A 20,180-nucleotide genomic window follows, 5' to 3' on the forward strand; every position below is an offset into this window, starting at 1 on the left:
CAAAAACCAGTTTTATCTCCTTATCGTGGTAGACGTACCTGAAGAACCACAGATTGAACCTGAGGAGATCATCGGAGTCGATCTCGGTATCGCCAATATCGCAACAACATCGAAAGGTGAAACCTTCTCCGGGCAGAAATGTACTGAATCCAGAAAGAGATACACCCGTATTAAAGCGGATCTTCAATCCGTTGGTACATGGGACGCAAAAAAACATCTCAAAAAACTCAGTGGAAAAGAACGCCGATTCAAGAATGATACAAACCACTGTATCAGCAAACTAATTGTCGCTGAAGCCAAAGGCACACAATCCGGTATCGCGTTGGAAGATCTGACAGGTATCCGTGATCGGACACCCGGTTATAAGGCATTAGCAGCGGCAATCGGTAAATGGGCGTTTTATGAGATAGCAATGTACATACGATATAAAGCACATATGGCTGGTATCCCGGTCTACCTCGTTGATCCCCAATATACATCCCAACAATGTTCTCATTGTGGATATACGAGCAGGGAAAACCGGAAAACCCAGTCTGACTTCATCTGTATCAAATGTGGATATACGGATAATGCGGATATCAATGCCGCAAAAAACATTGCATCAAGGGCTGATGTCAACCAGCCTATCGCACTCCGTCCTGAACCTAAACGGTCAGGAAGATGGAAGGGCAAGCCCACGACTTCAGTCGTGGGTAGTTGACAAATGGCTCCATGAATGCAGATGCCATCCGGTCAAGGTACTTCTTCTTGACAAGCGTGATGCAACAGACATCTCCCTCCTTCTCTGAGAGCATGACCATCAGCCGCTCACCCGGAGTGAAGCCTGCACGGTCCCGAACCTCTTTTGGAAGGACGATCTGGCCACGTGCGTCGATGGTGACGATCCCCTCAACAGAACAGGAGCAGGGTCTCTCGTTATCCGTGCAGGATGAGCACGCTTCTTCCATCTTCATAGATGATCATCTCTGGTGGACGACGATATAATGATTTCTTATTTTTCTGAAAAATCAGAAAAATCAGTAATTTTTGGATCTGTAAGAAACCCATATGGATCAGGGTGTATTCAGCAGTGCAGACGCAGTATTCCACTCAGGACAGGAGAGGGCATGGATCAGGAAGAATGGAAGAGATGACTTCTCTGATCGGGAGATGGGGGAGCGCCATTCCGCTGATGGCACGGATGCCATTCTCCATGAGGGTCTGGATATCCAGATCTGATCAAGCCTTTCGTTTTTGATCCTCTACAACAGAATGGTGAAGTTCATCGTATCATCTGCCAAATATGGTGTATGATCCTCGAAGAATCGCTCATCTTCAACTCTGAGGAAGAAGCAGATCTCATTTTGAAGCATCTGCGTGATCTCGGTGCAGCAGGGAAGAAGATATACCGGAGCACGGCTTTTTCAGAAGAGCTTGTCACCTGCAGTATTGGCGGGTTCATCGCCTGGTTTTCTGATCTCGCCATGGAGGAGTCCAATACTGATCCGGAGGGGTCCGGTCCGGCACTCCCCGGAACGTATGCATTTCAGCGCGATCTGATGATCCGGATTTCAAAAAAACTCCATCTCCTCCTTGACGGCAAAAAACCGGGTGATCTGATCTACACACATGAAGAGGCACGTCAGGGCCTCCTCTCCCTCCTCGGGAGGGTTCAGGCGATGCATAATGACGATTCTGATCATGATACCTACGATGACACCTGGGTTTCGATAACGATCATCATGAAGGATAATGATCTCGTCGAAGAGACCCCTGATGGCTTTCTGTTGAAGCGGGAGATCGGGGATCCCGGCTCTCTCCTCTATGAGATAAGGTCACTCTCAGAAGAAATTGCATTCAGGGAGTCGGGATCGGCATATAACCCGGTCTTCTCGACCCATTACTATATCGAACCGGAATGCGTTGTTGTCACCGACCCGCGCCTCTATTTTTGTGACCCTCATGACTCTATCATCGATGATCTGGAGGAGATGGATGTCGATCTGGATTCATTCGATCAGTTTTATGAGAACTACCAGACAAAGCGGAACGTGCTCAATGCAATGGTCGAGGTTATTGGCAGGGCGGGATCCATCTCGATTGATGAACTCATTCGTGAGATGAAGGATTACTCTCATCCGCCTGGAGGAGAAGAAGATGGGTTCTCAATTGATCTCGATCCGCAGGTAACGCAGATGATCGTCCATGAGCTGCAGAAAGCGAAGATCCTCACCGGCCCGGATCGGAGGATCAGGCTGGGGAAGGCAATGGGGCAGAAGCCCTGAGGGATGTTCCATCATCTCCCCTTATTTCTGAAGAGAGCCAATAATTCCATATGACAGTACCTCTTCCACAGGATCTCCTCATTCATGGAGCACTCTACCTGGTTCTGAATTTCTTCTCTTTCCTGACGTTTGCCGACGATAAGGCAAACTCCAAGACGAATCAATGGAGGACGAGCGAGAAGCGGCTTCTGCTGTATGCCATGATCGGCCCGTTTGGCGCGATGGCAGCGATGAAGTTCCTCCGGCATAAGACGCAGAAGATCAAATTCAAGCTCGTCTACCTCTTCCTTGCAATCCATCTCGGGCTTATCGGGTACTATCTCCTGTCTACATTACAGGTAATTCGGATCTGATGGTCACGTTGGAAAATAGGGGGAAAGGGTGAATGTTGCACCATCAGATTCGCTTTTTTTGACCTCTCCTGTATTCACCCGGTTTCGAAGAACTCAGGTTGCCATGCCGGATCGACGATACTCAGGAGTGATGCGGGTGTATCCCCCGAGTTCCGTATCTCCTTTGCCTGGCCTGGAGGGAAGTACGCGGCATCTCCTGCCCGGACGGTGATCTCTGCCCCTTCAGGTGTGATGAAATCCACCTCCCCATGAATGACATAAATGAGATCGGCTGCACCTGTCAGCCGGTTATTGATGATTTTTCCACTCGGCAGAAGTTCGGCATAGGCGACGCTGTAATCGATTGGAATCTCCAGCTCTGGCATCAGGACCGGGTTGATGAGGGTGTAGATCATCGTCCCTGTCTCGTAGTCCCATTCGATCCCTTCCTCGGGGTTGGCGATCACTATCGGCGTTTGACTTGTCATCATCTCATAGGATGCGAGGTCATCGCCCCGGATATCGATGGCGTCCCGGTAGTGTGGCTGGTTAGCTGATAGGTACCGGAGATCGGTCTCACCAACGCTGAGAATCGACTGGAGGACACCCTCCGGCAGGAGGATGAGTTCCCCTTTTTCAGCAGTAACAATCGTCTCGTCGCAATGTATCCCGGCTATCCCGTCGATCACATAGACGAGTTCACTGGTGCCGAGGAGGCGGTGGGGATCGGTTGCATTCCCCGGACTGATAGTGACCTGGCCAAGGTTGTAGCTCATCGGGGGGATGGGTGTATCGATGGTGATAAGGTGGGAATAGAGGCCCTGCCCTTCAAAGATGGGGAAGGGGTTCCGGGGTTCAATCACCAGTATCTCCGCTCCCCCTTCCTCTTCGGGCGGAGCTGCCGTGAGGCACCCGGCCGAGAGGAGGAGTGGTATAATAAGAATCAGAATGCATTTGTGCATATTATTAGTTACGGACTGATTGGATTAAACATATTGTTATTTTCAGCATCTGCTCATGCATCAGGCTTGGATGCCGGGGTGGGGGGAGATGGAAACCGACTCTCCGGGGTGAGCATCAATAAGGCTGCGGAGCAGATGATATACAGAGTTGGTAGGATGAGCGAAGAGGAAGTACAGAGGGAGATCCAGGAGTTGCGGGAGATGGTCAAAAAGCAGGAGAAGCGGATCGACCGGCTGGAGAAGTTTGCCATCGCCGCGTACAGGGAGATGGTTGGATCAGAGAAGAAGGCAAAGTAGAGGGCGGAGATCCCGGAGTTTTGGGGATGATGGGCGATACATTCGGTATAATAAAAAAATCAGAGTGCCGGGATCTTCCCGACATAGAAATATGCGATCCGGGCGGCATCTGCTGCCTGTACCCTGCCATCATAGGAGAAATCTCCACGAAGCTCTTCTTCAACAAGCCCAACTGACATGTACGCTACCCGTGAAACATCCCCGATATCCACCCTGCCGTTGCCATTCAGATCCCCTTTCAGCGCTGTCTGGGTGATGGATATCCGGAGACTCTCCCCACTCCCGAAACGGGCCGTTTCGTCAGCGGGATACCCGTGGATGAAGAAGGCAATCTCCGCTCCGGGCTGAATCTCTCTCTCTTCTCCATATGCCGATTGCTGGATAATGAGTCTTTCATCAAAGGGTCCGGAACCACCGATCATCCCTGGCTCCCTGACGATGATCCGGGCAACCTCGTTCCCAGCGACGAATGCAGTGACGATTGCACCGGGGGGTGCGGGTTCGCCGTTGATGGTGACGGTGCCGGAGATCTCGCAGGGGAGGGTGGGAATGGACGATAGCGCCGCTGCGGGTAGCACCGCAATCATGGCGAGTGCGATTATCAGGATAGATGCGATAATGATTCGATTTCTCATCAATAGTTTCTCCGTTTCTTCAATTCATTAAAAGATACATTTCCTTTCCATTCATGGTGAAGGAAGGCGTTTCACAATTATAGCCGATAAAGGATATCCGCCTGAGTGATATCAGGCAGTGAGAGCATCGTCCTTCAATATTCCGGCTTTTTACTGGTGCACCGCTTCCTTCAGGTATCCCTTTATTATTTTTATGTATAATGAATTGATGATGTAACTGACGATTAATCTATCGTTATGTTGTGAGACAATTATACCAAGGGCCATTCTGATGTATTTTCTGGGGTGAGGGGCAGAAGAGGGAAAACTCGCAAGATGAATAAGGGGGAATACCCCCGGTATCAGTTTTCCGAATACCGATACATCAGCTCATTGACAACGAAGAAGTAGATCCCGCTATTCTCATCATAGATGACACGCTGGTTCATATCGACCGCCGCAGCAACGAGATCTTCAAGTGATGCAAACTCGATCATGTCGGTATTCCTCAGCCCCGTATAGCGGCCGCTGCTGATCCAGTCTTTATACTCGATCCGGATATCCTCCCGTTTCAGCGCCTCCGGATCAATGCCCCCCTGCCTGCGAACCGAGATTGTGGTGATAAGAACGAAGATAAGGATTGCCACCAGAATCAGAAAGCCTGCTGTAAGTAAATATTTCTCGATGACAGGCGGTTCCTTCCGGACGAGCCGCATCCTGGGCGTCGTCACGGTCTCACTCTGAACAGTATCTCCTGCAACTGAGTAGTAGCCGCTTCCCAGCTCAACCGGCAGGGAATATGTACTTATTCCCGTGATCTCCTCTCCATTCAGGGTGCCGGTATAGATGACTGTCGTCACAATCTCAGCAGAGGGGGTGCCCTGTCGTAAATTCAGGACACCGGAGATGGCTGAGATTTCGTCACCCAGATCCTTGATATTCAATGAGATCGTCTTTTCAAAGGAATCAGAGTTCAGTTGTGCTGTATCTTCGGAGATGATCAGATCCTTCTTCCAGAAGGGTGATCCGCCGCCAGCGGTCATGGCAAGGGTGGCTTTGGTCACTGTCGATATTCGTAGATTCACATCACGGGCCAGAGCTTCAAACCTGAATGTGGATGTGAGTACAGGAGATGCCGCATAGAAGTATGTCTTCTGATCTGAGAGGGTTGTTCCAACCGGCCAGAGGGGATTTTCCATCATGACGATGGCGCTATTGCTGTACGATCCATTCAGCGTATAGAGGGGTTCTTCATATCTGATCTCCTGGTACTGTACGACGAACATCGTATTATAGACGCCAATTCCCGATATTACGATAGCCGGTACCAATATCAGCATAATGACGGCGCTATACGCAGAGATGTAATACCTGATCTTATTACGTGTTAAAGCCATGGTTTTTCGGTCTCCGTTTCTTCTTTGAGGAGGGGTACTTCTCCCGCAGCCAGATGGGGTGAAGGAGAATGATGATGATCATGCCTGGGACTACAGCGATGAATAATGAAGGGAGATAGGGGTGGAGATCTGCGAGCATCAGGAACCAGAAGACCGGAAGGATATAGGGGGCCCGGATGATCCGGAGTGGTTCGGATGAACCTGATGCTATGCCCACTACCTCTTCGCCGGGTCCAATAATCCCGTATTCCGGCTCTGCTGAAGATGAAGGCAACAGATAGACCTCCGGTATCAGGTTCTGCCCCTTTATTGTCACCATACCCTCTGCGGGTGTATACTCTCCAGCCATTCCGGCGAGCGAAGGGAGGGCGATGATCCAGAATGGTGCCAGGACGAGGAGGCCAAGAAGCAGCAGACGTTGTCCATTGATCGTATACAGGGAACGCCTCCTGTTCTTCTTCTCTCTCTCCTGACGCATGAGCTGCCGGGGATCGGTATTGACGGTCCGCAGTTCTGAGAGAAGAAGGGCGATTGCAGGCAGGATCACAAAGAAGAGGGTCACTTCACGGCGTGCTTCATTCGTGTACCCGATCAGGGGAATGAGGAAGACCGCTTTTCCGACAACATCATCATATGAGAAGGGATTGGCATCGATAGCATTATTCGCATCACCCTTTGTGACGAACTCCCGGTTTTCCGGATCTATTTCAAGAACCCGGTGGGTGACGACGACCCGCTCCTGTGCTGAAGGAATCTGAAATGAGATGATATCGCCGGGTTCGATCAGCTCAGGATCCAGGGGTGCAACAAGTATGACATCCCCCGTGAGCATCACCGGCTCCATACTCCCCGAGAGGACGATCATCGGTTTGATCTCCATCATGACTCCGGCAACAAGAGCACTGCCAACGATGATGGCGATGATGATAACGATGACCTGTTGTACCCGCTCTTTCCTGTTCATTCTTCAATCCCGCCTTCTCAAGTGTCGTACATGATGAACCCGATCTCTTCGTCTCTTGGTTGAACCGCATTCTCAATGACAAAGGATCGAATGAAAAGTGATACGAACTGAAGAATTATATAATTTTTGTTTTTATATTTATTGTGCTCACCTTCGCATCCTCTGGATCTCAAGGGCGATAAGCAGAAGGCCGGGTATCAGGACGAGTGCCAGGTACCCGGCAAGGGAGGTAACGATATGCATCGCTGCCCCCGCATAAGGGATGATCAGGACGACTCTGCCTGCAATCTGGTCCGGCCTGATATGATACGGGTCGGTGGCTGCAAGATTGTCGCCCCTGGTCCGGATCGTTCCGTCATCCTCGATCGAGACGATCCTGTGTGCTATAGGCACACTCACCCCTTCCTGCGGTCTGAACGCGATGATGTCACCAACAGCGGGTTCTCCGGCAGCCAGGGGAGCGATCACCACGAGATCGTTTTGTGTGATGGTCGGCTCCATACTGGTGCCGATGACCCCTGCCATGTTCAACGGGGTGCAGAAGAGGAGAGCGATAACAGCAGCAGTTGCTATGAAGGCTGCGTATTCGCTTTTTCTCATCTGCATCCCATTAAGTGTCATCCAGATATGAGATGTCTACATGCCCCAGTTCGGATTATCTGTCTGCATGGCGTTAAAGATCATACTAAGTGTTCTTGATTTGCCAGCATACTGATTACCTGCATCATTGTCCAACGTGACATCAACCTTGAAGTACTGGTAAAAACCACTTTCCATGGGGTGATTATTTTCGGTTGCATTCAGCAAAGTCGTCCCGGCATCACTGATATCTGCCCATCTGAAAGTCTGTACTTTTCCCTCTTCACCCCAACCAGTTATAGCTCCATCTGGAAGCGAGAATCCGGATATTTCTGAACCATCACCTTTATAGGTGGTTGTTGTAAATGTCATTTGACCGAGATTCAGATCTCCTGCAGTCGGAAGTAGATGTGCTTTAAAGAATAGGTCAACACTTCCATTATTCCAGATGAAAACATACCCCATTGTCTCAGGCACTCCGGGACGAAGTGTGTCCGATGTTTTTAATGGCCCAGCAGTGCCGTTTGTATCAAAAGTTAAAACGCCTAAATCGACATTCCCTGTCGTAATGACATTGTTAGGAACGGTCTCTGTGTCGCTAAACCATGCGAATGTCCCGAGCCCGACGCCGCCGAGGGCGATGCCGATGATCAGAATACTCATAAGATATCCTTTCATTTTTTCAACTCTCCGTAATTCATTTCATGCAAGGCCTGCGGGGAACGGGTGTTTCGTTGAGGACGTGGTATCCGGTGTTCTGGCATGAATGACCAGAACGATACAGTGTACTCATGAGTGGCTCATGTGCAGTGTGCTGATGCAAACCCTACAATCACCAATAATAAATATAAGTATTTAAATATATTTATATGGTTTATTTTAACCATCGGAGGCTTATTCGTCAATTGGATAATTAAGAATCCTTAAATAGTGCATACAAAAATTAATTATTATAGATTTCATATTTATAATATATATTAAATAAACCTTGGAAAAAGGGGAGATGAGACACGTTTTCACGATTACTGTGTCACTCAAAGAGGGCAATGTTTATATACAGTCTTTTGCAGAAAAAACAATTCATATGCCTCAAATATTTTTATAAAAACATTATTATAAAAGTATGCCGCGAAGGTGCGGCAGGGGGTCTATTTTTCATGACTATTCTCCCGGCTTCCCCACATCAACATCGGCGGTGGCGAGTGAGGGCCACAACCATCCGATTCTCACTTCACAGCAAGGAGATGTTTTTCATTCATGAAGACCATTCTGATGTTCTTTGTTAAGATGAGTCGCATCTCGTCGATATATCTGTTTATGCTCTTAATGAATGTATACAGAAATAAATGCGTCATGCAATCCTGATGAAAACAAGAATGCGAGGGACCGGATTCGAACCGGCGAACTCCTACAAGAATAGGCCCTGAACCTATCGCCTTTGACCTGGCTCGGCAACCCTCGCGCCTATGCTCTTTACTCTTTGCTCTTCTGAGGTATAAATATGTCCACTTCGATTCGGAAAAACCGGTGAAGAAAGGTGATGGATGGAAGGGGGGTACCCCGTTCGTCACGTTCTCATTCGTCTACTCTTCAACTGGTCCCTTCGGAGCTTTCCTGCTGCCAGAGCCATCATCATCCCCGTTCTGGCCCGCAGCCCTTGCCATCTCTCGTTCCCGAAGCTCTGCCCGCTTGATCTTTCCTGAGATCGTCTTTGGAAGATCAGATACAAACTCAATCGACCGCGGATACTTATACGGGGCGGTCGTCTGCTTCACATAGTTCTGGATCTCCTTGATCAGCTTCTCTGACGGCGTGCATTTCTCATGGAGGACGATGAATGCCTTCACCACCATCCCCCGGATCATATCCGGTGTTCCGATGACCGCCGCTTCCTGAACCGCCGGGTGCTCAAGGAGTGCTGACTCAACCTCGAAGGGGCCGATCCGGTAGCCGGAGCTCTTGATCACATCATCATCCCGGCCGACGAACCAGAGATATCCGTCATCATCCTTGTATGCCTTATCGCCTGTGTAGTAGAACCCATTAACGAAAGACTCTGCATTTGCCTCCGGATTATAGAGATACTCCCGGAAGAGGCCGACCGGCCGGGGGTTGAGGCTGATCGCAATCCTGCCCGCCTCGCCATCAGGAACCGGTTTCCCCTCCTCATCATGCAGTTCAATCTGCCAGCCGGGCGACGGCTTCCCCATCGAGCCGTACTTGCATTTCATCCCTGGGAAGGTCGCGATACAACAGACCGTCTCGGTCTGGCCGTATCCTTCATAAATATCAAGGCCTGTTCCCTCTCTCCAGATACGGATGACCTCAGGGTTGAGCGGCTCCCCTGCGGAACAGCAGTGGCGGAGCTCAGAGAAGTCAAACTTCCGGAGGTCAGCGATGATCAGCATCCGGTAGATGGTCGGTGGGGCACAGAAGGTGGTAATCCCATACCGCTCGATCAGGGGGAGGAGCTCGGTCGCCTTGAACCGCCCGCGGATATCATAGACGAAGATGGCGGAACCGCAGATCCACTGGCCGAAGTACTTCCCCCATGCCGCTTTTGCCCACCCGGTATCCGAGACGGTGAAGTGGAGATCATTCTCCTTAAGATCATGCCAGAACCGTGCCGTAATGATATGGCCGAGGGCATAGCTCTGTTCATGCAGCACCATCTTTGCCTCCCCGGTCGTTCCCGAGGTGAAGAAGATCAGGAGTGGATCGGTCGGTTTCGTCCTCCTGAGACTCCTGAAGTGAACAAGCGTCCGTGCAACGGGAGCAGGGTATGCCAGTTCGAACGGATAGCTGATCCAGTCCTCCCGCTCTCCATCAACGACCATCTTCTGAACAAGTGACGGGCATGAGTCCTGCAACCCCTCAAACTTCGGTGCATTCTCCATATCGGTGATGACCATCTTGAAGTCACCTTCATTAATCCGATAGATGATGTCCTTTGTTGTCAGCATCGTCGGAGAAGGAGCAAAGACCGCCCCGAGCTTCATCAGGGCAAGTGTCAGTATCCACCACTCAGGGATACGCGGAAGCATCACAAAGACACGGTCACCTTTATTGATCCCGAACTTCAGGAGAATATTTGCCGCTTCATTTGAGAGGGTCTTCAGATCCCAGAAACTGTACTTCTTCTCTTCTCCCTTCTGGTTCACCCATATGAGAGCAAGCTTGTTTCTATCCTTCTCGGCCCATGCATCAACGACATCAAAGGCGAAGTTAAAAAATTCAGGAAGATCGATCCTGAAATCATCCCCGGCGTCCTCATATACCCGGATGGCACTATCTCTTGCGATCATACAACATCGGAGATTAGTCTTTCATCCGATTTATGCAATTCGGAATGCGTATGAGCCGCCCTCCTTCCTGTATACGGGCTTTCCCTCGTCATCTGATACGATGGAGTGAAAAATGATAATTATTTCAATTATTAAATAAATATGCACCTGAATAACAATACTATGATATACCCGAAGTGTCGAGGAGATTGTATGCCGGATGTTGCCAGGGGAGAGATCGGACGGAGGGTATTTCAACTGAAGAAGGAGAAGAGCGTCGAGGAGGCTATGGCGATCATACGCAATAGCATCGCACAGGAGTGGCGTTCGCTCTCTGAGGAGGATATCCAGTATATCCGCAGGATGCTTGGTGATCTCTGGATCTATATCGATCGTACCACCTGGGAACAGTACTCCTTCTCTATGCTGACATGCCATGATGTTGGCATCATCATCCGGACAGGGAGATTCGTCTCTGATGGCAGGATGCAGGAGAAGGCTGCTGTTGAAGAGATTGCACGGCTCCTCTCCTCGCATGTTTAACTCCACATGCGAGAAGCCCCCTGCGCAAGCGGGGGGTAGTTCACATCGGGGGGGATATCTTACCAAATCCCTCTCCAGCTTTTTATTTTCATTTTGAGATAGTTATAAATAACCGGCTGTATATTATCCCGTATATACAGTCAGACATGGCAATAAAGGATCTGCTCCACTATGCATCGGGCATCAGAATTTGGTTGTGGTGGCGAATCACGTGCGATCGAACGATTAAAACTTGTAGCCATGGCACGGTGCAATGACAGGATTGAGGAGGCGACAAAGAGACCAAAGAAGCGTTCCTCACCACGGGCTCCATCGCATGGCCTGACCACACTGTTGCGATCCAGTCATGGACTATAACCCCGGATGGCATCTCATGTCCCCTGAACAGTCAATATTGCAGAAGATACGGGAGAAGGAACTTGAAATCAGTGCACGAGTTGAAGAGATCCGGTCCCAATCCGATGTACTGATAGAAGAGGCACAGCAGGAAGCCGGGGAGATTATTGAGCGTTTCGATGCCGAGGGGAAGGAGGCGGCCAGAAACTATTATAACGCTGAGATGCAGGCTATTCAGTCCGAGATTGAGGTTCTGAATCAGGAGACTATTGAGAAGAAGAACGATCTGCAGAAGAGCTGGGAGGAGAACCTCCCTCGTGCTGTTGAGATGATTATACAGGAAGTACTATCCGGATGAGCTGGGAATATGCTTCAGAGAATGGTGAAAGTACAGGTCATCGGACCTGCAAAAGATCTCCACCGTATCGTAGATACCCTCTATACTGCAGGCACCATTCATCTGGAAGACTATTCTAAAGAGATCTCTGTCGGAGATGCAATACTCAACAAAATCGAGGTCGGGGAGAGTGATACCCTCTCCGGGTTAATCTCAAAGATTGAGGGTATCCAGCTCATATTTCCAAAGACTCCGTCTGACACCGGGAAACAGAAAGAGCTGATGCAGTCGCTTCGGGCAGAAGGGCATGAAGCTATCCTGAACCGGGCATCGGATGCACTATCTAACCTTGAGGTGAAGACAAAGACCCTCATAACACGAAAGAGCGATCTGGAATTTACCATCGCAAACCTCACCCGGTATCAGGGCGTCATCGAGAAGATTCTTCCAATAGAAAGCCAGATCCCGGCACTTGAGAGATTTGAAATCACCATCATCCTGATAGAGAGAGAGTTTGAGCATGCTCTTCCGGTGATCAGAGATGCTCTTATGGATATCACAAATAACCAGTGTGAGCTGATATCTGCAGCAGTCGATGAGAAGAGCATTGCAACCGTCGCCATCTTTAGCCGAAAATACTCAGAGCAGGTTCACTCGTTCATCTATACCCAGAATGTCAATGAGCTCCGGCTCCCAGCCCAGTATATGGGCCGCCCACTTGCTGAAGTTCTCAGGCTCAATGCCGAGAAGAAGAAAGAGGCAATGCTTGAAGCCCGTTCTATCGATGAAGAGCTTACCGAAATCTCATCGGCCTGGCATGATGAACTGACGGTTCTCAGACAACTGCTTGCAGACCGGTTTGAGGAACTGAAGGAGTATAATAAATTCGCACGGACAGACTACACCTTCATCGTTCTTGGCTGGATACCGAAAAAATATCTCCCCCGTACCCGCGAGCTTCTCCAGAAGGAGTATGGGGAGGCGGTCATCATTAATGAGCTTCTGGAAACCCCGGACTCGATGGATGAGGCCCCTACATTCTATGACAGCCATGAGTTCATCAAGCCGTTTGAGTATCTGGTACGGCTGATCACCTCTCCAAAGTACAATGAGGTTGATCCAGCCCCGCTGCTCGCCATCTTCTTTCCGATCTTTTTTGGGCTTATCGTTGGGGATATCGGATACGGCCTGGTGATTCTTTCGTTTGCACTCATCATGAAGAAGAAGTTTCCCGAAATCGACTGGCTGAAACCCCTGATGAACCTGATGATCATCGCCGCCTTTCCGACGATCATCTTCGGGTATATCTTCGGGGAGTTCTTTGGCGACTTTGGAGAGCAGATGGGCTGGCTCCATCCGATGGAGATAATGGGGGTGACATGGCACCGGATTGATGCAATGGTGCCGATGCTTGTCCTCGCGATCGCAATCGGGTTCTTCCATGTCCTCCTTGGACTCTTCATCGGTATCGTCAACCAGAGGACAAAGATGCAATGTACAAAGTATCTCTGTGAATGCAGGAAGCATATCTGCGAGAAGGTCGGGATGATCGTGGTTATCATCAGCATTCTCATCCTCCTCGGGGCTGCAACCCAGATACTTCCAGGTGTCGTCCTCTATCCCGGCATTCTTATGATGGTCATCGCTCTTGCCCTGATCATTTATGGAGGAGGGTTCATTGCGAGCCTCGAGGTCATCAGTATGGTGGGAAATATCCTCTCCTACGCACGCATCATGGCAATAGGAACGGCTTCGGTCATCCTTGCCCTTGTTGCAAATGAGCTGGGGGGGACGATGGAGGTCGCCCTGGTGGGAGTTCTGGTTGCATCCATTATTCATCTTCTCAATATCGGACTGAAGATGTTCATCGGCTCGCTTCATTCGTTTCGTCTGCATATCGTTGAGTTCAGTCCAAAGTTCATGGAGGGGGGAGGGAAGATCTATAAACCCTTTGGGAGGAGGGATCAGAGATGAGAGCATCAGCAAATAAGGAATTCGGGGTTGGTGACATGATATGACAGAGATCACTCTTCCGGTGTGGCCGGTCACCGGAGAGAGAAGGCATCATAACGGCCATGGAAAGGAGAATATACGCCGGTAACCGGCGTTACATGCAGGTAGTGGATATGGACTGGTTTATACCAATCGGAGCGGCAATCGCGTTTGGCCTCGGAGCACTCGGGGCTGGAATTGCGATGGCACGAATAGGCTCTGCAGGAGCAGGAACAGTAGCAGAACGGCCCGAGACATTCGGGTATATGCTGATATTCCTTGCGATTCCCGAGACGATTGCTATCCTTGGGTTTGTGATTGCTGCAATGATCCTGGTCATGATATAATCGGTGTATCATTGCATACCCTCTCCCCTCTGTAAAGGAGGAAGGGGGATCTGTTCGCCTGTGCCTGGTGGAGGAGGATGTGACTGTATGTATGAGCACCTGATTGAAACGGTTGAACTGAGTGCAGAGGAGAAGATTCGAGAGATACAACAAACAACCGGGAGTCTGGCAGAGAGGATCAGGGAAGAAGCGAGAGCAGAAGGGGAGAAGGTACGCGATCAGCATTATGCAGCCGCAGAAAGAGCAATAGCTTTGGAGCGATCTGCAATCCTTACCGCCAGAGAGAGAAACAAGCTTGACATTCTCCGCACAAAGGACGACGTCTTCCAGAAGACCTTCAATGAAGCAGAGAAAAAACTGGAGACCATCAGGGATGATCCCCGGTACCGGACATTTCTCGATAAGGTTATAACCGGCCTCTCCGGGGAGATGGAGGGGGCGTTCACCCTTCACGTCGATGAACGGGATCTCGAGCTCTGCAAGGGTATTGTCGCATATCATGGCCTTGAAATCACTCTTATTCCTGACATCTCATGTATGGGTGGTGTTATTGCACGCTCCTCAGATGGATTCCTGACTGTTCAGAATACCCTCGAATCCAGACTGCAGCGATCAAAAGAGGTCCTCAGGTCTGAAGTCTTTCGGATTCTCAACGGTGGTTAGGATGGAGTACGGATATGTGAACGCCCGGGTCAAGGGAATGAAGAGCCGCCTCCTCACTACCCATGAACTTAATGATCTCACCAATAAGCCTGATCTTGATGCTTTCATTTCTGCACTTGAAGATACTGCGTATCGTGAAGAGCTCCAGAAGGCTGGAATTGAATTCTCCGGCCTGGAACGAATTGAGGTTGCCCTGAGACGGGATCTTATCCGGGCATTTCAGAAAGTACTCTCCCTCTTTGCCGGGGAGAGGGAAGAGATCTATATCCGTATTATCCTCAACAGATGGGATATCCAGAATATCAAGACCCTGCTCCGTGGGAAGAAGATCAATGCCCCGACAAACGAGATCCGTGACTGCCTCGTACCGGCGGGCGACCTGGACATGGCTGCCCTCCTCGAACTCTCAAAACAGCCTGATATTCGGGGTATCATCGATCTTCTGGCAACATGGAGGATTGACTATTCCCGTCCCCTCACCCGCAATCTGCCGGCGTATCTTGATAGCAGGGATCTCTCTGTACTCGAACTTCCTCTTGATCGGTACTATTACGAGCATGCCCTCTCTCTCCTCGATAATCCTGAGATCTATGATCAGCAGATCATTTTGGAGATGATCACAACCGAGATCGATATCACAAATATCAGAACACTCCTCCGGATCCTCAGGGAGAGAATGCATGGAGATGAGATACGCGATTTTCTCATCGATGGAGGGCGGTATCTCAGTATTGAGCGACTCTTTGACCTTGCATCATTGGGAAACATGGAAGATGTTGTAAAGGAGCTGAGTACAACGCCCTATGGCTTTCTTGGTGACATCCAGCCCGAATGCATATCCGCAGGAAGAATCTCGGTGATGGAGCGGGAGCTTGAGCGGTTTATGATTGAGAAAGGCTGTAAAAACTTCCTCAGGGAACCCCTGAGCATCGCAATTCCCGTCGCCTATATCTGGGCGAAGCAGAATGAGGTGACCAACCTCAGAATTATCGCCCATTCGATCATCGGCGATGTCCCTGAAACTGAAATGCGGAGGGCATTATCGTATGTATAAATGTATGGTCGTCACCGATCCCGAGACGGCTATCGGATTTCGGCTTGCCGGTCTCGAGGTGATAGAGCTCATCGATCCCAAAGAAGCCTCTGCTCTCCTCTCATCACTCCTGTACAGGGATGATACCGGAATTATCGCCATGAATGAAGATTTTATCGCTGAGCTGGATGGGAGGATCATGGAGCGGGTCGAAAAGACCTACCGGCCGATCGTTATCCCCATTCCTTCAGGAAAAAGAGCAGTGGGGCAGGAAAATTATATCGAGAGGCTTCTCCGGAAGGCTATCGGCTATAACATTGTGGTGAGGCAGTAAACGATGACAGAAGGGGTTATTTCAAGGATCTCAGGCCCTGTTGTGACAGCAGACGGGCTGCGTGGATCACAGATGTATGAGGTTGTCCGTGTTGGTAAGGACGAACTGTTTGGAGAGATCATTCGCCTTGACCGCAATGAAGCTGTCATCCAGGTATATGAGGATACATCGGGTCTCAGGGTCGGAGAGAGAGTGGCAAGTACCGGATCACCGTACTCTGTGGCGCTTGGACCGGGCCTTTTATCATCGATTTACGATGGTATCCAGCGCCCTCTTCCAAATCTCTATGAGATGAGCGGAGATTTCATCTCGCGGGGGGTCTTCCCGCCAGCTCTTGATCTCTCCAGAGGATGGGAGTTTCATCCATCCGCTGTCCCCGGCCAGAAGGTAGCGGCAGGTGACGTCATCGGAACAGTCTCAGAGTTTTACCTCGAACACCGGGTGATGGTACCCCCATCTGCAGCAGGGACCATCAAAGAGATCCATGAGGGGTCATTCACCGTCTCTGAGCCGGTCTGTATTCTGGATAACGGTCTTGAGATTCCACTTATGCAGATATGGCCCGCACGGAAACCACGCCCGTTCCGGAAGAAACTCGATCCCGACACACTCCTCATCACCGGCCAGCGAATCTTTGATACCTTCTTCCCGGTTGCGAAAGGCGGTACAGCAATGATACCGGGTGGCTTTGGAACCGGGAAGACCGTTGCCGAGCAGACGCTTGCAAAATGGTCTGATACACAGGTCGTCGTCTACATTGGCTGCGGCGAGCGGGGAAACGAGATGACCGATGTCCTCTATGAGTTTCCTGAACTGATCGATCCAAGGACCGGCCTCCCTCTCATCGAGCGGACGGTCCTCATCGCCAATACATCCAATATGCCTGTTGCCGCCAGGGAAGCATCCATCTATACCGGTATCACCATCGCTGAATACTATCGTGATATGGGGTATGATGTCGCCCTCATGGCAGACTCGACATCGCGGTGGGGCGAAGCGCTCCGTGAGATCTCAGGAAGGCTTGAGGAGATGCCGGGAGAAGAGGGCTATCCTGCGTATCTGGCAACCCGGCTGGCTGCCTTTTATGAGCGGGCGGGCAGGGTCATCTGTGCCGGATCGGGTGAGCGGATCGGCTCCGTCACCATCATCGGTGCTGTATCTCCGCCAGGGGGAGATTTTTCAGAGCCGATAACCCAGAACACACTCCGCGTTGCGGGAACATTCTGGGCGCTTGATACAAATCTTGCGTACCGGCGTCACTATCCGTCGGTCAACTGGATCAAGAGCTATTCACTCTATCTTGACACAATTGGAGAATGGTTCTCTGAGCATGTGGCAGAGGACTGGCGCGAGATCCGTGACAGGGCAATGTATCTCCTTCAGAAGGAGGTTGAACTCCAGGAGATTGTTCAGCTCGTCGGCCCGGATGCACTTCCGGATAGTGAGAAGATCATACTGGAGGTTACCCGGATGATACGGGAGGATTACCTGCAGCAAAGTGCATTTCATGATATTGATTCGTTCTGCTCACTTGAGAAACAGTACTGGATGCTTCGGGTTATCCTTTCTTTTCATGAACGGTCACTCCGTGCCATGAATATGGGAGTCCCAATCGAGGGAATCCTGAAACTCCAGGTCAAGAAGGATATAGGAAGAATGAAAGAACGGTCAGATGCCGACAGTCTGAAGGACCTTATTGAAGAGATCGGGCAGGGAATCTCAGAACTGCTGGAGGAAGAGTGATGGCCGGAGATCTCGTTACCAGGGAGTACACATCGATCAGCTATGTCTCAGGTCCGCTTATATTCATCAGAAATGTAAAAAACGTCTCCTACAATGAGATTGTACGTATCACTCTCCCGAATGGAGAGGAGCGATCGGGACAGGTCCTGGAAATATCAAAGGATGTTGCTGTCGTTCAGGTCTTTGAAGGGACGAGTGGTATTGACAATTTCAGAACAAAGGTGAGATTCACTGGTGAGCCGCTCCTCATGAAGCTCTCCCCTGAAATGACGGGGAGGATCTTTAATGGGATAGGACACCCGCGTGACGGAGGTCCCGGGGTGATTGAAGAGGTAAGCCTTGATGTCAATGGTATGCCGATCAACCCGGTTGCACGGGATAAGCCATCTGATTTCATTCAGACCGGCATATCTGCGATTGATGGTTTAAATACGCTTGTCCGTGGGCAGAAACTCCCGATCTTCTCCGGAGCCGGCCTTCCTGCAAACAAACTGGCCGCCCAGATAGGCAGACAGGCACGGGTGCTTGGCGAGGGTGAAGAGTTCGCTGTCGTCTTTGCGGCGATGGGTATCACCTTCAAGGAAGCGTCATTCTTCATGAAGGCATTTGAGAAGACCGGTGCACTGGGGCGTGCTGTCATCTTTATGAACCTGACTGATGATCCGATCATCGAGCGTCTTGCGACACCACGATGTGCCCTGACTGTTGCAGAATATCTTGCATATACACAAGGCCTCCATGTCCTGGTCATTCTGACCGATATGATCAACTATTGCGAGGCCCTCAGGGAGATATCGACTGCCCGCGAGGAGGTGCCCGGCCGGAGGGGCTATCCAGGCTATATGTATACAGACCTCTCCTCGATTTATGAGAGGGCAGGAAAGATCAAGGGCAGGAAGGGATCAATAACCCAGATCCCCATCCTGACGATGCCGGATGATGATATCACCCACCCTGTCCCTGATCTGACAGGGTATATCACCGAAGGCCAGATCGTCCTCTCCCGCGATCTCTTCCGGAGAGGTGGTAATCCACCGATTGATATTCTCCCCTGTCTCTCCCGTCTGATGAACTCGGGGATAGGAGAGGGGAAGACACGTGAGGATCACCGCAATGTTGCAGATCAGCTCTACGCCTCATATGCCTATGGGAGGGATCTCAGGAGACTGGTCGCCATCGTCGGCGAGGAGGCACTGACCGAACTGGACAGGATGTACCTCACCCTTGCCGATGCGTTTGAGAAGCGGTTCATCAGCCAGGGTGACGAGGATCGATCCATCGAAGAGACGCTTGAGACAGGATGGGATCTTCTCACGATACTGCCTGAGGAGGAGCTGAAGAGGATTCCCATAGATTATATCAGGAAGTATCATCCCGCCTACAGAGAGGTGGGATAGATGGAGCAGATTCATCCGACGAGGATGGAACTCATCAGAATAAAGACACAGATCAAACGTGCAGAGCAGGGAAAGGATCTCCTCCGGCAGAAGATGGATGCCTTGATTGCGGAGTTCTTTCAGATTATGCGTGGTGTATCAGAGTCGAGGAAGATGCTTGAGAAGGTGGATGAGGCCGCCAGGCATTCGCTGCACCTTGCACATGCCGTCGATGATTCGGTAGCTCTCAAATCTGCTGCCCTTGCGACACGGAGCGGCATCCTCCTTGATATCTCGGGAAAGAATATCATGGGCGTTCCTGTACCGGTCATTGAGAAACGAAGGTTTTCAAAGACGACATTTGAACGGGGGTACGGTATCCTTGGGGTAAGTGGCAGGATTGATGAGGTCGCAGATCATTTTGAGGCAGAACTTGATCTCATCATCGAACTGGCAGAGACTGAAACCGCACTACGAAGACTTGGTGAGGAGATCCAGAAGAACAGGAGAAGAGTCAATGCCCTTGAGCAGATTATGATCCCTGAACTCAAAAAACAGGCGAAGTTCATTAAGATCGCAATCGAGGAACGTGAACGTGAAGACCTCTACCGGCTCAAGAAGATGAAGAAGATCATCGAAAGGAAGAAAGTTATTGAACCTGAGGGATGGTAACCCTCTCAAAACCGGATATCCGCTCATCACAGCCCCCATTGACATCTCTTTTCTGGAAGTCCGGATCGATCGAACATTCCCGCTATACCCTGATACCCGGCATCTGCCAGC

The 20,180-nt window shown here is 50.4% G+C and carries 24 protein-coding genes and 1 tRNA gene; 16 read left to right on the forward strand and 9 right to left on the reverse strand.

All coding sequences use genetic code 11. The features are described from left to right. Positions 1–700 (forward strand): RNA-guided endonuclease InsQ/TnpB family protein (locus tag RJ53_RS07795; protein ID WP_211531066.1); only part of this gene is annotated, 700 nt, incomplete at its 5' end. Here RJ53_RS07795 and hgcC read toward each other — a convergent pair. Beyond that, entirely contained in the window at positions 645–953 is a 309-nt protein-coding gene (hgcC, locus tag RJ53_RS07800) for an HgcAB-associated protein HgcC (RefSeq protein ID WP_211531067.1), read from the reverse strand. The two genes, RJ53_RS07795 and hgcC, sit on opposite strands and share 56 nt — an antisense overlap. Before the next feature lie 94 nt (positions 954–1,047). Between hgcC and RJ53_RS07805 the strand changes: the two genes are divergently transcribed. The 3 genes from RJ53_RS07805 to RJ53_RS07815 all read left to right on the forward strand — a co-directional run bounded on the left by RJ53_RS07805 (position 1,048) and on the right by RJ53_RS07815 (position 2,617). Next, entirely contained in the window at positions 1,048–1,218 is a 171-nt protein-coding gene (locus RJ53_RS07805) for a hypothetical protein (protein ID WP_211531068.1), read from the forward strand. Between the two features lie 71 nt (positions 1,219–1,289). Next, positions 1,290–2,264, forward strand: coding sequence for a hypothetical protein (locus tag RJ53_RS07810; RefSeq protein WP_211531069.1), 975 nt, complete (start codon positions 1,290–1,292; stop codon positions 2,262–2,264). 50 nt (positions 2,265–2,314) lie between these two features. After that, complete coding sequence (locus RJ53_RS07815) at positions 2,315–2,617, forward strand: DUF1294 domain-containing protein (RefSeq protein ID WP_211531070.1); 303 nt, start codon at positions 2,315–2,317, stop codon at positions 2,615–2,617. A gap of 74 nt (positions 2,618–2,691) precedes the next feature. Here RJ53_RS07815 and RJ53_RS07820 read toward each other — a convergent pair whose 3' ends face one another. Next, complete coding sequence (locus RJ53_RS07820) at positions 2,692–3,558, reverse strand: cupin domain-containing protein (protein WP_211531071.1); 867 nt, start codon at positions 3,556–3,558, stop codon at positions 2,692–2,694. Between the two features lie 66 nt (positions 3,559–3,624). Between RJ53_RS07820 and RJ53_RS07825 the strand changes: the two genes are divergently transcribed. Continuing rightward, on the forward strand, positions 3,625–3,855 hold the full coding sequence (locus RJ53_RS07825) for a hypothetical protein (RefSeq protein WP_211531072.1): 231 nt from the start codon (positions 3,625–3,627) through the stop codon (positions 3,853–3,855). A gap of 59 nt (positions 3,856–3,914) precedes the next feature. Here RJ53_RS07825 and RJ53_RS07830 read toward each other — a convergent pair whose 3' ends face one another. The 7 genes from RJ53_RS07830 to RJ53_RS07860 form a co-directional block, all read right to left on the reverse strand. Then, on the reverse strand, positions 3,915–4,490 hold the full coding sequence (locus tag RJ53_RS07830) for a hypothetical protein (RefSeq protein WP_211531073.1): 576 nt from the start codon (positions 4,488–4,490) through the stop codon (positions 3,915–3,917). A gap of 341 nt (positions 4,491–4,831) precedes the next feature. Continuing rightward, positions 4,832–5,866 carry a DUF5305 family protein gene (locus RJ53_RS07835; RefSeq protein ID WP_211531074.1) on the reverse strand — a complete coding sequence of 345 codons (1,035 nt, stop codon included), beginning with the start codon at positions 5,864–5,866 and terminating at the stop codon, positions 4,832–4,834. Further along, positions 5,850–6,830 (reverse strand): signal peptidase I, encoded by a 981-nt coding sequence (locus tag RJ53_RS07840; RefSeq protein ID WP_211531075.1) that lies wholly within the window; start codon positions 6,828–6,830, stop codon positions 5,850–5,852. The genes RJ53_RS07835 and RJ53_RS07840 overlap by 17 nt, the downstream gene beginning before the upstream one ends. Positions 6,831–6,977: 147 nt before the next feature. Beyond that, positions 6,978–7,430, reverse strand: coding sequence for a signal peptidase I (locus RJ53_RS07845; protein WP_211531076.1), 453 nt, complete (start codon positions 7,428–7,430; stop codon positions 6,978–6,980). 36 nt (positions 7,431–7,466) lie between these two features. Further along, on the reverse strand, positions 7,467–8,087 hold the full coding sequence (locus RJ53_RS07850) for a SipW-dependent-type signal peptide-containing protein (RefSeq protein WP_211531077.1): 621 nt from the start codon (positions 8,085–8,087) through the stop codon (positions 7,467–7,469). Positions 8,088–8,786: 699 nt separating this feature from the next. Next, positions 8,787–8,871: transfer RNA gene (locus tag RJ53_RS07855), tRNA-Leu, on the reverse strand. Between the two features lie 121 nt (positions 8,872–8,992). Continuing rightward, entirely contained in the window at positions 8,993–10,714 is a 1,722-nt protein-coding gene (locus RJ53_RS07860) for an AMP-binding protein (RefSeq protein ID WP_211531078.1), read from the reverse strand. Between the two features lie 192 nt (positions 10,715–10,906). On the opposite strand from RJ53_RS07860, the gene RJ53_RS07865 reads away from it, so the two are divergent. The 11 genes from RJ53_RS07865 to RJ53_RS07915 all read left to right on the forward strand — a co-directional run bounded on the left by RJ53_RS07865 (position 10,907) and on the right by RJ53_RS07915 (position 20,069). Continuing rightward, positions 10,907–11,236, forward strand: coding sequence for a hypothetical protein (locus RJ53_RS07865; RefSeq protein WP_211531079.1), 330 nt, complete (start codon positions 10,907–10,909; stop codon positions 11,234–11,236). A 171-nt stretch (positions 11,237–11,407) separates the two neighbouring features. Beyond that, positions 11,408–11,593, forward strand: a complete 186-nt coding sequence (locus tag RJ53_RS07870) for a hypothetical protein (protein ID WP_211531080.1) — start codon at positions 11,408–11,410, stop codon at positions 11,591–11,593. A gap of 16 nt (positions 11,594–11,609) precedes the next feature. Then, entirely contained in the window at positions 11,610–11,930 is a 321-nt protein-coding gene (locus RJ53_RS07875; protein WP_211531081.1) for a V-type ATPase subunit subunit G family protein, read from the forward strand. Positions 11,931–11,939: 9 nt separating this feature from the next. Next, on the forward strand, positions 11,940–13,883 hold the full coding sequence (locus RJ53_RS07880) for a V-type ATP synthase subunit I (protein WP_211531082.1): 1,944 nt from the start codon (positions 11,940–11,942) through the stop codon (positions 13,881–13,883). A 152-nt stretch (positions 13,884–14,035) separates the two neighbouring features. Next, positions 14,036–14,248, forward strand: coding sequence for an ATPase (locus tag RJ53_RS07885; RefSeq protein ID WP_246496042.1), 213 nt, complete (start codon positions 14,036–14,038; stop codon positions 14,246–14,248). A gap of 87 nt (positions 14,249–14,335) precedes the next feature. Next, the gene (locus RJ53_RS07890) at positions 14,336–14,911 is read left to right on the forward strand and encodes a V-type ATP synthase subunit E (protein ID WP_211531083.1); all 576 of its coding nucleotides are present in this window, start codon (positions 14,336–14,338) and stop codon (positions 14,909–14,911) included. Position 14,912: 1 nt separating this feature from the next. Then, the gene (gene ahaC, locus RJ53_RS07895) at positions 14,913–15,965 is read left to right on the forward strand and encodes an ATP synthase A1 subunit C (protein WP_211531084.1); all 1,053 of its coding nucleotides are present in this window, start codon (positions 14,913–14,915) and stop codon (positions 15,963–15,965) included. Continuing rightward, on the forward strand, positions 15,958–16,278 hold the full coding sequence (locus tag RJ53_RS07900; RefSeq protein WP_211531085.1) for a V-type ATP synthase subunit F: 321 nt from the start codon (positions 15,958–15,960) through the stop codon (positions 16,276–16,278). The genes ahaC and RJ53_RS07900 overlap by 8 nt, the downstream gene beginning before the upstream one ends. 3 nt (positions 16,279–16,281) lie before the next feature. After that, complete coding sequence (locus RJ53_RS07905; protein ID WP_211531086.1) at positions 16,282–18,021, forward strand: V-type ATP synthase subunit A; 1,740 nt, start codon at positions 16,282–16,284, stop codon at positions 18,019–18,021. Beyond that, a complete protein-coding gene (locus RJ53_RS07910; protein WP_211531087.1) occupies positions 18,021–19,418 on the forward strand; it encodes a V-type ATP synthase subunit B in 1,398 nt (465 codons plus the stop codon). Before RJ53_RS07905 ends, RJ53_RS07910 begins: the two co-directional genes overlap by 1 nt. Next, complete coding sequence (locus RJ53_RS07915) at positions 19,419–20,069, forward strand: V-type ATP synthase subunit D (protein ID WP_211531088.1); 651 nt, start codon at positions 19,419–19,421, stop codon at positions 20,067–20,069. It begins immediately after the preceding gene. Positions 20,070–20,180: the final 111 nt, after the last annotated feature.

This window comes from Methanocalculus chunghsingensis (genome assembly GCF_018132105.1).
GTDB lineage: Archaea > Halobacteriota > Methanomicrobia > Methanomicrobiales > Methanocorpusculaceae > Methanocalculus > Methanocalculus chunghsingensis.

Excerpts from the sequence above, each read along its gene's own strand:
- hgcC (WP_211531067.1), bottom strand. The coding sequence starts at position 953 with ATGAAGATGGAAGAAGCGTGCTCATCCTGCACGGATAACGAGAGACCC.
- RJ53_RS07805 (WP_211531068.1), top strand. The coding sequence starts at position 1,048 with ATGGATCAGGGTGTATTCAGCAGTGCAGACGCAGTATTCCACTCAGGA.
- RJ53_RS07810 (WP_211531069.1), top strand. The coding sequence starts at position 1,290 with ATGATCCTCGAAGAATCGCTCATCTTCAACTCTGAGGAAGAAGCAGAT.
- RJ53_RS07815 (WP_211531070.1), top strand. The coding sequence starts at position 2,315 with ATGACAGTACCTCTTCCACAGGATCTCCTCATTCATGGAGCACTCTAC.
- RJ53_RS07820 (WP_211531071.1), bottom strand. The coding sequence starts at position 3,558 with ATGCACAAATGCATTCTGATTCTTATTATACCACTCCTCCTCTCGGCC.
- RJ53_RS07830 (WP_211531073.1), bottom strand. The coding sequence starts at position 4,490 with ATGAGAAATCGAATCATTATCGCATCTATCCTGATAATCGCACTCGCC.
- RJ53_RS07835 (WP_211531074.1), bottom strand. The coding sequence starts at position 5,866 with ATGGCTTTAACACGTAATAAGATCAGGTATTACATCTCTGCGTATAGC.
- RJ53_RS07840 (WP_211531075.1), bottom strand. The coding sequence starts at position 6,830 with ATGAACAGGAAAGAGCGGGTACAACAGGTCATCGTTATCATCATCGCC.
- RJ53_RS07845 (WP_211531076.1), bottom strand. The coding sequence starts at position 7,430 with ATGAGAAAAAGCGAATACGCAGCCTTCATAGCAACTGCTGCTGTTATC.
- RJ53_RS07850 (WP_211531077.1), bottom strand. The coding sequence starts at position 8,087 with ATGAAAGGATATCTTATGAGTATTCTGATCATCGGCATCGCCCTCGGC.
- RJ53_RS07860 (WP_211531078.1), bottom strand. The coding sequence starts at position 10,714 with ATGATCGCAAGAGATAGTGCCATCCGGGTATATGAGGACGCCGGGGAT.
- RJ53_RS07865 (WP_211531079.1), top strand. The coding sequence starts at position 10,907 with ATGCCGGATGTTGCCAGGGGAGAGATCGGACGGAGGGTATTTCAACTG.
- RJ53_RS07870 (WP_211531080.1), top strand. The coding sequence starts at position 11,408 with ATGCATCGGGCATCAGAATTTGGTTGTGGTGGCGAATCACGTGCGATC.
- RJ53_RS07875 (WP_211531081.1), top strand. The coding sequence starts at position 11,610 with ATGTCCCCTGAACAGTCAATATTGCAGAAGATACGGGAGAAGGAACTT.
- RJ53_RS07880 (WP_211531082.1), top strand. The coding sequence starts at position 11,940 with ATGCTTCAGAGAATGGTGAAAGTACAGGTCATCGGACCTGCAAAAGAT.
- RJ53_RS07885 (WP_246496042.1), top strand. The coding sequence starts at position 14,036 with ATGGACTGGTTTATACCAATCGGAGCGGCAATCGCGTTTGGCCTCGGA.
- RJ53_RS07890 (WP_211531083.1), top strand. The coding sequence starts at position 14,336 with ATGTATGAGCACCTGATTGAAACGGTTGAACTGAGTGCAGAGGAGAAG.
- ahaC (WP_211531084.1), top strand. The coding sequence starts at position 14,913 with ATGGAGTACGGATATGTGAACGCCCGGGTCAAGGGAATGAAGAGCCGC.
- RJ53_RS07900 (WP_211531085.1), top strand. The coding sequence starts at position 15,958 with ATGTATAAATGTATGGTCGTCACCGATCCCGAGACGGCTATCGGATTT.
- RJ53_RS07905 (WP_211531086.1), top strand. The coding sequence starts at position 16,282 with ATGACAGAAGGGGTTATTTCAAGGATCTCAGGCCCTGTTGTGACAGCA.
- RJ53_RS07910 (WP_211531087.1), top strand. The coding sequence starts at position 18,021 with ATGGCCGGAGATCTCGTTACCAGGGAGTACACATCGATCAGCTATGTC.
- RJ53_RS07915 (WP_211531088.1), top strand. The coding sequence starts at position 19,419 with ATGGAGCAGATTCATCCGACGAGGATGGAACTCATCAGAATAAAGACA.